Raw genomic sequence first — 13,830 nt, 5'->3', positions numbered from 1 at the left:
CATCGGTTGCTCCCGCTCTTTGCTTCCAGACCTCAAAGTCAGAATCTCACCCAGTTATCGCCTCTTGTTGGCGCAGAGGTGGGCTTGACGAGTATATTGGCGAGCGAAGTCACTGATTCAGGCTATACACTAAAATAATAATAGACGATCAGTGCAATATTTAAAGACTTTTGCACATTGTTAGTTTTTATTGAAAGCCCATAATGATCACATCAACGCAAGACAAACGAAACACAAAAAGTGAAACAGAAGGAGCATAGCGATGGCGACAAAACAGACTGCGAAAGTAACCGTATACAGCAAAGGCTACTGCCCTTACTGCAAGATGACTAAGGCAACGCTTAAAAAACTGGGGCTGAAGTTTGAAGAAATCGACATTACCTTCAGCAGAAAGCATGGCAAGGAAATGCGCGAACGTAGTAACCGTCATACGGTTCCACAGATCTTTATCGACGATCACCACATTGGTGGCAACGATGATCTACAGGCAGCGCTTCGAAACGGAGAGCTGGAAAAGATTCTTGAGGTAAATGCAGCGGTAGTATAGCGCTACCCAAAATGACACGAACTCAAAACAAAATTTAAATCAAAGTAGAAGGAAAAACATCATGACAACTTCAACAGCAAGACAACTCACAGACACCGCTTTGACTCAAAACACTCGTCCCTTGGACGTCACAATTACACGTATAGGCGACCAAGCCTTACGTTACTCAGTGGTCGTAGTACTGGCCTGGATTGGAGCAATGAAATTCTCGGCCTATGAAGCGGGTGCAATTCAAGGCCTTGTTGCTTCAAGTCCTCTAACATCATGGCTTTATAATGTATTTAGCCTACAAGGGGCTTCAAATCTTATCGGCACTGTTGAAATAGCGACTGCGGCAGCGATTCTACTAGCACCTTTGCATCGACACATTGCTGTCGTGGGTAGCCTAGCAGCCATTGCGACCTTTGCTGTGACATCAAGTTTCTTGCTGACAGCACCCGTTTGGGAAGCAAGCTTGGGTGGTTTTCCAGCATTGAATGTTGTACCTGGCCAGTTCCTTTTGAAAGATATTGTACTACTCGCAGCAGCAATATCTTTATTAGGAAAAGCTCTTAGCTCAAGCAAATAGGTCAACAAGTTTTAAGCTAAAAGGCACTAACGACAGTGCCTTTTTTTACTAACCTTAAGACTATTACTATTTAACCAATTAACAGAACAGGTACTGCGAGAACACTATGACTGAGCAATATGATTATGATTTGTTTGTAATAGGAGCTGGCTCCGGTGGCGTACGTGCAGCAAGAATGTCTGCCGCAACTGGCGCGAGAGTCGCTATTGCAGAAGAAAAATACCTAGGGGGCACATGCGTCAACGTAGGTTGTGTTCCTAAAAAGCTATTTGTTTACGCTTCACATTGCTCAGAGGAGTTTGAAGGTGCTTCGGGATTTGGCTGGGAAGTCGGTGAAAGCCGTTTCAACTGGCCGGCGCTGCTAGAAAACAAGAACAAAGAGATTGAGCGCCTTAACGGCATTTACAAAAAACTCTTAGAAAATGCAGGCGTCAATATCGTTTGGGGACGCGCTCGACTGACTTCCCCCAATAGCGTTGAAGTTGATGGTAAGACCATCACAGCTGAGAAGATTCTTGTAACAGTTGGCGCAACACCAAGCGTACCAGCGTTTCCAGGTTCGGAACATGTGATTAGCTCGGATCAGGTTTTCTATTTACCAGAGCTTCCTGAAAAAATTGTGATTGTCGGTGGTGGTTATATTGCGGTTGAATTTGCCGGCATTATGAATGGATTGGGTGTCGAGACTCATTTGGTTTATCGCGGCGATAAACTACTTAAGAACTTCGACCAGCCTACTGCACAATTTGCAGCCAATGAAATGCAGAAAAAAGGCGTGAATATCCATTATTCGACCAACATTACCCAGATTGAAAAACAATCGGATAACACCCTTGTTTGCCAACTGGATAATGGCGAGATTTTAAGTGCTGGCCAGGTGATGTATGCAACAGGCAGAAAGTCTTTGACGAGCGATTTAGGCATAGAACAAGTCGGTCTAACGACTCGTAATAATGCAACGATTGAAGTCAATGACCAATTCCAAACATCCGTCCCATCGATTTATGCCTTGGGTGATGTGATTGGCACGCCGGAATTGACGCCCGTCGCAACAGCTCAGGCGATGGTGTTCGTAAGCCAGCAATATGGTGATGGCAGCAAAAGCATCAGTTATGACAATATTCCCACCGCAATCTTTTGCCAACCGAATATTGGAACAGTGGGGCTATCTGAAGACGCGCTTAAGGCCAAAGGTGTGCCGGTAGAGGTATACCAGTCAGAATTCAAACACCTTAAGCACACCTTATCAGGAAGTGAAGAGCGAGTATTGATGCGTATGCTGGTTGAGAAGGGCACTCAAAAAGTCGTCGGTATGCACATGGTTGGCCCTGACGCTGGTGAAGCGATTCAAGGCTTTGCCGTAGCAGTCAAAGCAGGGCTCACTAAAGATCAATTCGACGGCACGATTGGTATTCACCCGACAATGGCCGAAGAATTTGTCACCTTAAGAGACCTTAGTTACTCGGTTTAAGTCAACGCTGTTCAAACCCATCAAGAAGCAGAGGCTTAAGGTATAAGCTACGAGGTATAAGCTATGAAGAATAAAGTCGAATTTGTCAGCAATGGCATTACCCTTAGAGGAATGTTGGAATCGCCCGACCAGAGAGTTTCCAGCTACGCCTTATTTGCACACTGCTTTACCTGTGGGAAAGATATTGCAGCTGCTTCTAGAATTGCTAGAGCCTTGACCGCAAAAGGTATCGCGGTATTAAGGTTCGACTTTACGGGCTTAGGAAATAGCGATGGGGACTTCTCTAACACCAATTACTCCTCCAATGTGGATGACTTAAAAGCAGCCGCAGATTTTCTAAGAGAGAATTATCAGGCACCGAGTTTATTGATCGGCCATAGTTTGGGAGGGGCTGCCGTACTGTCAGTAGCTCACCGCTTACCCGAAGTGAAAGCCGTTGCAACCATTGGAGCACCTCACGAGGCGCAGCATGTTGTACATAACTTTGCGGCCAATCTAGACACGATCAATCAAGAAGGCAAAGCTGAAGTCACATTGGGTTTTCGAAAGTTTGTTATTAAGAAACAGTTTGTTGAAGACCTTAAACAAATCGAATCCGAGATTGGAAACTTACGAAAAGCATTATTGGTCATGCACTCGCCGATGGACAGCACAGTAAAAATCGCCGAGGCCGAAAAAATTTATAAAGATGCCAAGCATCCAAAGAGCTTTGTAAGCCTGGATAATGCTGACCACCTTGTTTCCAACAAGGATGATGCCGAATACATTGCTACAACGATTGCAGCTTGGGCAAGCCGATATATCGAACCCTCAATCGTAGAGAAATCCGGGCAAACGGTAGCCAAAGGCCATGTCTACGTCGAAGAAAAGGACCATAAATTCGCGCAGAACGTTTATAGCAATAGTCATCACTGGCTAGCCGATGAGCCTGTCGCGGTGGGTGGAATAAATGCAGGCCCCGATCCATACGAACACTTGCTCGCCGCATTAGGCACTTGTACCTCCATGACGATCCGTATGTACGCTGATAGAAAGAAATGGCCGCTAAGCAATATCGGCATTAACTTGCATCATGAGCGTAGTTACAGCAAGGATTGTGAACACTGTGATGAAGCCCCTCAGCAAATTGATCACCTCAATCGTGAAATCACATTGGAAGGTGAGTTAAATGATGAGCAGCGGGAAAGTCTGCTTGAGATTGCAGATAAATGCCCAGTCCATAAAACCTTACACAGTCACCTAGTAGTAAACACAAAACTAAACGCGAATTAGAAAAAGCACTTTAAACTCTTCAGGAGATAAACAAATATGGCCATCCCTATTCCTCATCGCCCAAGTGGTTTTCTACTAGGCGACCCAGCTGCTCTTGTCACACTTGATGCCTTTATCGACATACAGTGCCCACACTCTCGTGCTGCTTGGCCAACACTAATGGCCGTAATGAAATACTATCAGGATGATCCGGTCAGCTTAAAGGTACACATGATTACCTTGAGTAATCATCGACAAGCCTGGGATATCAGTTTAGGTTTATTCGCCCTTGCTGAAGGTGATGCTAGCAGGTTTTACGATTTCGCCACGTTTGTATACGAGCGCCAGGATCAGTTTTATAACGCGCCGTTTCTACACAAAACGCATGAAGACTTGCGTCAATTTGTAGCTGACTTAGCGCAAGCGCATTCAAATATAGATCGGGAAGCCTTTCTGAAGAGAATGGGCGACAATGATATCTACGTTAATGCTAGAACCCCAATTCGCTATGCCGCTACAAAAAGTGTCTGGGCTACACCAACATTCTTCGTTAACAATGGGAACAATGTACCTGTTGATCACAAATCTAGCTTGGATGATTGGATAAAGCTGATTGATTCTTTGTTAGCAAGCTAATTTTTACTTTCACTTATTTATGGCTTCTGCTTAGAAGTATGAAGTAGCCTATTTTCTTGAGTTGCTAAGGATTTGCTTTATGAAGTTCGCAGAAGAGATCCTCTCCTCTGTTTTTTATCGGTTATGTCTATTAAGTGAATAACGACAAATGTCCGCTTTCCTCTTTTTCCTGACTTGATTACCTACAAGCAACAATCTTTGAAAACACCGTTGACTCAGATTCCTGATACTTCAGCATCATAAATATACGGCCAGGCAAAATCAAAGACTCAAACATCTAGGCTGCAATCAGCTCGTGAGATCCTGAGAATGGTTCAATATCACTCAGTAAGCCGTCTAGATCGATTTCGGTTCTACCTTGGTCAAAGGAATATTCACCATTCAAATTAATGTGTTGCCAGGCAACGGGTGATAAATTGACAATGTAATCTGCTATATCATCTCTTCCCCGATCTTCATTTATTTTAAGGTAGGCAGATAGTAGCGCGGAGTTATAGTAAATAATGCAGTTTGAGATTAACCGGGAGCAATCATTCCACTGTGAAACCTGGTAATCGTTTCCGCCTCTAAATCGATTCCCATTAACGGAGGCAATGGCTCTTTTCAACTGGTGGTAGGCTTCGCCACGATTCAATGCTTGCTGGACATATCGCCGTAGTGTTGCATTATCAACATAATCCAGGAGGTAAAGGCATTTTATCAGCCGATCATATTCTTGGAGAGCTCGGAGTGTTTTACTTTGACCGTTACTGAGCTTACGAATTACAGTGCTTTGCGTCGTTGTTTTACGGCTCAGTGAGCAGATTATGTGCTGTATCTCATCCCACTCCTCTTGGATCAGCTTGCAATTTATGTCTTTCTTCAAGCGAATCGAGCAACCATCTTCCTCTGTAACTTCAAACAATTTGAAGAAGGTGTTTTTGACTTTTGCATACCGGGGTGCAAAGCGGTAACCAAATAGATCCAATATCGCAAAGTTGACGTTATTCGTGCCGTGATTATCCGTGGATAAAGTAAATGGCTGTATGTCTGACGTATTATTGTAGAGAAGGTCAAAGGCAAAATGCCCTTCGTATTCGTTCGCGCCAATAATTTTGGTATTGACCGGAACGTGGTTGGAGACGAGCGTCAGCGATGATACGCCTTTTCCTTTAAAGAAGTCTTTGGACGAGTAACGCGCTTTAAAGGTATTGATTCGACACTCAAACTTTTGGCCGTCGATACTGGAGTACAACTTGTTATCGTCAAAGTGATAATGAACAAAAATAGGCAGTGCTGCAATCGCATTGGATACCAGGTCATTCGACTCATTTAGCGTATCCATTCTGACGTAGCTTTCTTCTACACTTCGAAGTTTGCCTACCGAACGGTCAGAAATATTAGCCATCTTGTACAGGCCATAGTTGGTGCCATTCGCCAGAACACAAGCAATCAGATCATCATGATTGATCGACAAAACATCATGGTTCGCCGATATGTGAGAGAAAGCATCCAGAAAGCCGGTCTTCTGCTGTACAAATTTAAGCAAATCAACAATGCCCATGTGCTTTATTTGGCTATAGATAGGATTATCGACTGACTCTTTCCAGCGTCGATTTGGTATTGACCACTTTAATTCATGACGATCTTGGCTAAATTCGACATATTGGTTGTCACCGCTAAAGATATGGTCGCTGACGGACGCTAGCTTCTCTTCTAAGTCACTTAGCTTTTTAGCAAGCATCGTATCGACATGTTTTAGAGGGTGGGTAAGGCCAGATTTCTCGATGATCTGCTCCTTCTTCTCATTCCATTCTTCTGTGGCAATGAGATCACTCTCGAGACTACGATTCCGCTCGCTTTCTACAATATAAATTTGGTTAGATTCGAATAACTGGGCGGCCTTTCGATAAAGGTAAAACTCAAAACGGAGAGTTCTTTTCGTTTCATCAACGTCATAGACGTGTTGGCGCTCAGATTTCCGGATCAGTTTTTTATTAATGGTTGAAATAGATCCATTTTCGGCTATCTCCGAGATCGAAGATGCGAACTGTTCAATCAATTCGGGTTTGATTGCTCCGAATTCGACATCAACGGCTTGGAAAATCGACCGCAGCAACCTTTTAATTTTATTTGTTTGCCGACTTATATACTCCCATTCATATTGGGCCGTATCAAAATCAGTATCATCTAAATGGGCGCTGAGAAGTTTCAGATTCTTCTTCGGCAAGAGTTTGAACGCACGCTTCCGAACATCTCCGAACGTTCTGCTGTCACTGATATCTGGATCTACAAAAAAGCTCAGGATATTTCCGGCAACTTTGAGGCTGTCTTTTACAACATCGACATCTTCAGCGACTTTTTGTTTCGCGAATATTTTGCCAGATTCGGTGATTTTCCGGACTAGATACAAAAATGCCGATACTAGGTTGTCATTCGTTTCACGATACCTGAAATACAGATAACAGCACAGATAAAGCAGTGACTGGTCATCAGAGTGGCGTCGAAGCTTATAAACCGATTTATGCTTTACAAGCGAGGCATAGTATTCAAGGTTTTTCGGGGAAAGTGATAATTCGGCAATAATCTGTTTGAGCTCTGGATAAAGCTCTTTTATTGCCTGATGAGTAGTAAGTTCTCTATTGATTTGGCTCGACGAGAAATCCTTCGCCATTTGTTTTAGCCTGGATAGGTCGGTGAACGTCTCATCCGAACCCAAAAGCTTTAGTAGTGATTTTCTTGTTTTAGGTGTCATGCTTTTTTCAAGAACTTTTTTGATTCGAGCTCTTTCAGAAATGAGCACTTCAGATACATGATCCTGGAGTGTCGTATACCCGGCAAGTGCAATTTGGTTTTGATTAAAGAATGCGATGCATTCATCAAATACATACCGTGGATCGACGCTGATCGTAACGACATCCCGGAGTCGTTCTAGTATTTCAAGTTTGTGCGTTTTACGGCGATAGTACTGGTAACCTGTGTAGTTAAGCAAACGACTGACTAGTTTTGTCTTGGTTGAGGCAGAAAGATCCTTAGCTTTAATACTTTTACCCTTAAAGTATTTCGATATGATGAAATCTAGATCTGCCTTAACAGCGTTAAAATCAAAGTTTGGAATAATCGGCTTGCTTCTGAAGTAACCCAGCAGCAATATGAAATAGCACTTGGTGTCGATACGGCGGCATTCGTCGACAAGTTTCTGAGTCTCATCATCAAGCGAGAAATACTCCTCTCGCTCAGCATGACTAAACGTCGGTAGGGAATACAGCTCTGCGATTTCGGACTTATTGAGTATTTTGATGCGCTTATTGTTTGACTGCTTCATGATTGACCCCAGTGATTCTTATTTTTCGGTCATCATATCGGAATTTGGTTATATTTTGACCCTAAGGTCATTTTCGGGGGGATGGGCGCAAAACCCCAACAAGGTGGCTAGCTCAAGATCTACATTTATAGGTCCCAATTGCACAACATCTCTACAAAGATGTATTCATTTAGCAACTAATTGACGTAAATTATTCTTCAACTGTCTAACTGTATCTGATTGAGACACTTCCCATTCTTTAGAAAGATACTGAATTACGGTATCAACATCTGAGGGGAACAGTATTTTTCCCGAAACTTTCGCAAAAGGTCCATCTGTTTCTAGAAGAATTTTATCTTTAGGTAACCAAGATATAAGTCGCTTTCCACGTGCTGAGAAAAGCATTGCTGGTCCAACTGAAAAATAACAACCTATATCGACAGCTTCTAATAACTGTTTTTTTGTCCCCAAAAACCAGTGGAGAACAGGGATGCCTGCTTTCGGGTGTTTTTTCAGACACATTAAGGTTTCGTCTACTGCATTCAGGCTATGTATTGTTAGAACTTTATCATTGAATGACTCACATTTTTTCAGAATGTGATTAAAAACCAATAATTGGTCATCAAAATGCTCTCTCCAGCCTTTTGATCCATCTAGTCCAATCTCACCTATATATTTAGTTTTCTCTATAAGTCGATCGAAAATTGGTAGTTCATTTTTCCTTAAATGAGCTAGCTGAGGGTGCAATCCCAAAGCGGTTTTGCAATGCTTAAGCCCTTTTGTGAGATTAACAGTGCCTTCGAAGGCTGAAGGCACTGTTGTTACAGATAATACGTAATAGTTTGAGCGTTCAATGTCATCCAATACCTTCTGATGTTCGGGGTATAGATCAACATGGCAATGCATATCCATCATGATGTTTTGTTAGCCTGTATAAACACTTCAACTTCCATCAAACCACGCTTAAGCGTTGATTCCAAGGCATTACGTATAGACTTATCTAGTGGGATTGGACCAGATTTACGTAGCCAAGATTTGTAATTATTGGTTTGCTTCAACCGGATAATGGCTGTTTGAACTGCTTGCAGGTCGTCTCTTGTATCCTTCTCTTTAATTAGCGTTTTCAATCGCTTTGTTTTATATGGTGCGTCATCATCAAAGCCAGCATGATGAACAGATGCTCTTCTAATTAGACAGGGCAAGCAGTGCCCACATTGTATGTGTTCTCTGTGCCAGTGGCTGCATGAAACGCTTAGCGGTACGGCTTTTTTAATAGCGTTTTGGTCAACGCACTCAGCCAACATCTCCCCCTTTGTTTTAAACTGATAAGGGTTTACGAATTTGACGTCAAAACCTATGCGTGTCAGCAATTCTTCCAACCTCTGCAAGAAGTTGGGGTGTGTGGTTCTCGTACTGTGACTACCTATTCGCCTTCTAGTTAGTGGTGGATTGATTGAGATATAGCCATTCTCAGGAACGATAATGGTTTTAATACTGGCATCACAGTTAGCACTTCTCAGTGCGGAAATGCCCAATACGGCCATCGCCAAGAAGTTAAAGCTTCTCCCACGCATACTTATGTCCGTTCTGCCTTCATATGTTTTAATTATATGAGGAGAAATTGAATAGGAGAGCTCAGCAAATGGAGAAGACAACAAAGTCTTAATTTCTTCCTGTTTTGCACCATCTCCACGATAGGCGTGACTTACTAAGAGAGGCTTATATTCTGACTCTCCATTAAGGATATCAATAGCACCCACTGCACTATCAAGACCGCCAGAAAATAGGCAAACAGCATTTTTTCCTAGAAGAGTTTTGGCTTTATATTTAGCCTGCTTACTTATCTTAGGTTTAGGCAGTTCCATTGATGTCTGCTCAAAAGTGAACATCCATTGATCGCCAGTAAGAAAGTTCAAAATTGAACTCAACTCAGCGCTTTCTGCATTCCATATATTCGGTTCACTTACAGGGATGTGAAGGTGCATTTGCCTTGACCAAGCATTCTCAGCCTTCTCTCTTAACTCAAAAGTATCTGCTGCGGTAACAGCGGAAGCAATTGTAATTAAATCGATTGCCTTAGGCTCAACAGCAACTCCCAAGTCTCTTACTGTTTGCAGTAGCCCTCTGGAAGCTAAGCTGTGTTTTTTTTGATCATATTCGTGAGTGTGGAATAGTTGTACAGGGTGGCATGACTCTGAATATTCAGGTAGTTGGTTTGGATTATCATTGAAGTAAAACTTAGTCATCGAAACTCTCCCATTCTTCAACGGTCATTGCGATGGTATCAGCTTGAATCTTGGTAATGTTATTTCTGGTGATATTGCTAGGGTTGCCATTAGTGACCTTGTCTAGCTGCTCCTGAGCTATTACCTTGATAAGCTCCCTTAGCTCAACTTCCATGCTATGGTGCTTGCTAGCAGGTTCTACGTGGAACCAAGCCCTGCCCATGCCTTCAACCACATCTTGGAAAATCAAGTCAGTTAAATAGCAGCCGATGGCTTGTTGGATTACTTCTTCAGTAAAACTATTTGGATCGAAATCTTCTGTATCTGGTAGCGCTTCTTCCAGCGCGTAATCTAAGGCAATTCTCACAGAGTCTGAGTCAGCATTATCAGGAGCCAAATGTGAAGCAATTCTATCAATAGCTTGGTCAGTGGATAGGCCTTTCAAGTCATTTAAGGAAAGGCTTTGGTTGTTGACAGTAACAGTGTCTCCACGCATTACTCCAAGTAAACCAGTACCAGCCGTTATCCCACTAGCCAACCTTCGGCTTGTGGTTTTTCCACCACCAGAGCCTTTTTTAGAATAACTCTTTAGTGCTCGCCTTAGATCAGAGCTTGAACCTCCGGCCTTGGCATAATTCCCGAATTCTCTTCTAGCTCCTGCAAAACGGTTTGCAGGATTGGCAGTACCAGATGGTTTGCCGATTTCCTGCTGAACTTTTTCATTGTCGATTTCCTTGTCACCTTGATTTTCCCCGTCCGGGCCACCAGTATCTTGAGCTGGCTCAATTGTTACAGGCGGACTTTGTTCAGCCCATGACGGAATGAGTGGGCTCTGGTTATTAGGGCCAGTTGATGATGCTGAAGTACCCATTAATACCTACTTTTCTAATTCCTTGATAATTACATTCAACCACCTTTGCTTTGGCAGTCCCTTCACGTAAGTTAGTAGCGCCTTTTTACATTTAGGCTCTTCAACTGCTAGTAGTCTCGCGCCATATATGCCTGGGGGAGCTTTTGACCAATCACTTACAGTCCTGAAGTTTTCAATTAGTCCATCCATCACAGCTAAATAGTCTTCTCTTGGGGTCGCTGCTATGGCATTTTGGTTTGTATGGCTTAGTCTTTCCGTTTGTTTCATTAAATCCTTCACAAGCTTTTGAGCAGCGCCGGACATAACTGCATTCACTAGGCCCATGGGGATACTCTCTCTACTTAAGTATGCCGCTGGGGTCAGGTTCACATTTGCAAACATCGGTGGTAGCTTCGACCACTTGTCAAGAAAGGCTAAATCTAGCTTCCACTCTTCTGGTAAATCCATATCATCGAATTCAGCTTCTGGATCTTCCAATTGAGCCAGAATCTTTGGAGAACCACTCTCTGTATCAATCAACTGATACAGTTTGTTTGTTGCTTGAGTCCCCAAACAACGCTCAAATATCACCAATTTGGTAATGGTTTTCTCATCCAGCTGCATACCACGACGGAGTGCTGTTTTTCTTCTCATTTTCACCTGATTTAAGAGGCGTTTAACAATTCGAGGGTTCCCATTTATATTGGAGGACTCTGCGAGCAATGGAGCAAGTTGTTCGGCCACGATGAACTTACTTCTGAGTTCGTCCTTACCCTGAACATCTTGAACTTTATCAACGTCCAAAAGCTCATCGACTGATATGGGTGACTGCTTCCAAGATAGCTGAAGAGACTGCTCTAGGCTTTCCCTAAGCCCCTCAAGCTGGTCACTCGTAACGCCATGATCTTGAGCTGTCAACATCATCAGGTAAGCTCTGATTTCTAGAGTACCAGGTCTTGGAACGTGTACTGGGATTTGAATTAATTTATCTAGGTAGTCTGTTTGGTGGCGCTGCGAAGCTCCCTTGTGATATTCCGGCACAGCTAAGCGGATCATATCTTCGTCTGCCGCAATCACGAATGCTGTATTTGGTAAAAACAAAAATAGTCGTATCGCTTCCAGCGTCGAAATTGCATTAAATGGCGAGCAACGGTCCAAGTTATCGACATAGACTATGAGTGGTTTATCAAATTCACTCAACAAGTCTGAGTACGCATTGCGGAACTCTTTAATTTCTTTTGGGGGTGAAAAAGCCTTTTTAGGCTTTAAAATTTCTTTGTTATCTTTAGCTATCTGCTTCGCACCATCTACTGCATCCTTGGCATCACCAAAGTCTAGTTCGCGATCCTCTCCACCACTGAATAGCCCCATCAACTTCTGAAAACCACCCATGGTGGGAACGCCAGCTAAAGCTGCACCACCATCCATCAATAATCCCAAAGATCTAATGATGTCAACACGTCCTGCAAACTCTTTAGCCTTCTTGCTCAAGCTGGCGTTGTCTTTCGCTTGGTTTACCAAGGTAGATGCAATTGTCTCTAATAGAGCCGCTTTAGCATCGTCATAGCCTTGATACATCCATGCATCGAAATGGACTTGAATGTAGTCTTGCTTCTCTTCAGATATTGATTTTTTGGTTAGCTCTAAGATTGTTGATTTTCCTGCCCCCCAATCCCCAAAAACGCCAACAGATATTGGCATCAATTCCTTTTCGGTGATTAGATCCTTAATCGATTCGGCAGTTTCACTAAAATTTAAAAAGTCTAGTGAGGACTCTTTATCAGACCACATTTAAACCCCATTTTGTCTACAAAATAGCTGTTTTCAACACGCACTATTTTCTGACTTTTAAGTCAAGCCCCAAAACTAGAGCGTTGGAACCATCTTTATTTGTTAAGACTTCTATTTTATTTGCCCGTACACTGACTTCTTCAGGTAACTCATCTTTAGAACAATGGATTACAAACTGAGTTTTGGTATTCTTGTAGCGGCTAATTAGCCCTTCATCTATGTACTTTTCAACATCTAATGGCGTTGAAAAAATATCCATATTCCTTTGAAGCTCTTCGATTTCCTTAGTGTTCATATCTTCCTCATTTCTGCCAAAGCTATAACAGTCTATATCAAACTAAATATTCTGTTATTAGGAAAAATAGGTCAAATGATGACAAAAGAAGTGTGTCCCAAATCAGAGTCTGGCAAACTTCGGGGCATTTTCGATTTAGGAATGGCAGCGTATCGATTGCGATCGCGGCTATTTTAGCATGAGACTTTATTACTCTCTCACAGTAGAGTTAAAATAAAGCTAATCTGGTAAATAAAACGTCGGAACTGATTGCCAGGACTTTAAGTGACTATTAGACAGGAATCGAACTACCTGCCAGTTGCATTTGATACTTATTATCCCTGCTGGCAAGCGAGGTGACGAGCTGGTAGCTATTGCAATAGCTCAGAACAAGTGCTAGCCACTGGACGATAAACCTAACTTTGAAAGACTCTCTTCTCCTGTCAACACTGGGTGATAATGAAAGTGCGGTTTTAGACTTTCAGCAAACTGACTGACAACTTTTGGAAAGCCACTGTCTCCAGCTTGACTCTCGTAAGCTGAAATAAACGTAAAATCTAGTATCTCCATAGAAGGCAACGTCAACCATGCGTGAATATTGGCCATATTGGTAGGTGAACAGTCTAAAATTGATGACTTGATATCATCCTCAGTTAACTCAAAATATTTATTTCCATCAAATGTAATAGATCCAATAGTGAATATTGGTGGCGCTCCGTAAAAATGTTCTACCGCTTTCATTAGTTGAGAATGAATGTTTAGACACTGTCCTACGAGATCGGTGCCTTTTAGTGGGTTATATAGATAATTTAGAAAATCCAAGCAATTTTGAAGGTTTTCATCACTACAAAATTTCGCATCTAAAGCCTTAAAGCGTGTATCAGACAATTTAAGGTACCTTGAGCGCTCAATCGCCAATTCGAACTCTTCCAAA

The 13,830-nt window shown here is 42.6% G+C and carries 12 protein-coding genes; 5 read left to right on the top strand and 7 right to left on the bottom strand.

The annotated features are described in order from the left end of the window. Positions 1 to 262 precede the first annotated feature (262 nt). The 5 genes from grxC (at position 263) to R7P64_RS14995 (ending at position 4,473) form a co-directional block, all read left to right on the top strand. Positions 263 to 547, top strand: coding sequence for a glutaredoxin 3 (grxC, locus tag R7P64_RS15015; protein WP_213899619.1), 285 nt, complete (start codon positions 263 to 265; stop codon positions 545 to 547). A gap of 61 nt (positions 548 to 608) precedes the next feature. Continuing rightward, a complete protein-coding gene (locus R7P64_RS15010; protein WP_213899620.1) occupies positions 609 to 1,115 on the top strand; it encodes a YkgB family protein in 507 nt (168 codons plus the stop codon). Positions 1,116 to 1,221: 106 nt separating this feature from the next. Further along, positions 1,222 to 2,586, top strand: coding sequence for a glutathione-disulfide reductase (gene gorA, locus R7P64_RS15005; RefSeq protein WP_213899621.1), 1,365 nt, complete (start codon positions 1,222 to 1,224; stop codon positions 2,584 to 2,586). A gap of 63 nt (positions 2,587 to 2,649) precedes the next feature. Then, entirely contained in the window at positions 2,650 to 3,858 is a 1,209-nt protein-coding gene (locus tag R7P64_RS15000; protein ID WP_213899622.1) for a bifunctional alpha/beta hydrolase/OsmC family protein, read from the top strand. A gap of 36 nt (positions 3,859 to 3,894) precedes the next feature. After that, entirely contained in the window at positions 3,895 to 4,473 is a 579-nt protein-coding gene (locus R7P64_RS14995; protein WP_213899623.1) for a DsbA family protein, read from the top strand. Positions 4,474 to 4,750: 277 nt separating this feature from the next. On the opposite strand, the gene R7P64_RS14990 is transcribed toward R7P64_RS14995, so the two are convergent. From R7P64_RS14990 to R7P64_RS14960, 7 genes are all read right to left on the bottom strand, one after another. Beyond that, positions 4,751 to 7,777, bottom strand: a complete 3,027-nt coding sequence (locus tag R7P64_RS14990) for a Tn3 family transposase (protein WP_213899624.1) — start codon at positions 7,775 to 7,777, stop codon at positions 4,751 to 4,753. Positions 7,778 to 7,942: 165 nt separating this feature from the next. After that, positions 7,943 to 8,671 carry a Qat anti-phage system TatD family nuclease QatD gene (gene qatD, locus R7P64_RS14985; protein WP_025634089.1) on the bottom strand — a complete coding sequence of 243 codons (729 nt, stop codon included), beginning with the start codon at positions 8,669 to 8,671 and terminating at the stop codon, positions 7,943 to 7,945. Continuing rightward, positions 8,668 to 10,002, bottom strand: a complete 1,335-nt coding sequence (gene qatC / locus R7P64_RS14980) for a Qat anti-phage system QueC-like protein QatC (RefSeq protein ID WP_025634087.1) — start codon at positions 10,000 to 10,002, stop codon at positions 8,668 to 8,670. Before qatC ends, qatD begins: the two co-directional genes overlap by 4 nt. Next, positions 9,995 to 10,852 (bottom strand): hypothetical protein, encoded by an 858-nt coding sequence (locus R7P64_RS14975; protein ID WP_054574966.1) that lies wholly within the window; start codon positions 10,850 to 10,852, stop codon positions 9,995 to 9,997. The genes qatC and R7P64_RS14975 overlap by 8 nt, the downstream gene beginning before the upstream one ends. A gap of 6 nt (positions 10,853 to 10,858) precedes the next feature. Then, on the bottom strand, positions 10,859 to 12,622 hold the full coding sequence (locus tag R7P64_RS14970) for a P-loop NTPase fold protein (RefSeq protein WP_025634902.1): 1,764 nt from the start codon (positions 12,620 to 12,622) through the stop codon (positions 10,859 to 10,861). Positions 12,623 to 12,665: 43 nt separating this feature from the next. Beyond that, positions 12,666 to 12,917 (bottom strand): hypothetical protein, encoded by a 252-nt coding sequence (locus tag R7P64_RS14965; RefSeq protein WP_206937404.1) that lies wholly within the window; start codon positions 12,915 to 12,917, stop codon positions 12,666 to 12,668. Positions 12,918 to 13,292: 375 nt separating this feature from the next. Beyond that, the gene (locus R7P64_RS14960) at positions 13,293 to 13,829 is read right to left on the bottom strand and encodes a hypothetical protein (protein ID WP_318123681.1); all 537 of its coding nucleotides are present in this window, start codon (positions 13,827 to 13,829) and stop codon (positions 13,293 to 13,295) included. Position 13,830 lies beyond the last annotated feature (1 nt).

It is taken from the genome of Vibrio sp. 2304 (genome assembly GCF_033339475.1).
Classification (GTDB): domain Bacteria; phylum Pseudomonadota; class Gammaproteobacteria; order Enterobacterales; family Vibrionaceae; genus Vibrio; species Vibrio alginolyticus.
Note: the sequence above shows the minus strand (reverse complement) of the source record. Positions and strands in the feature narration are given on the sequence as shown.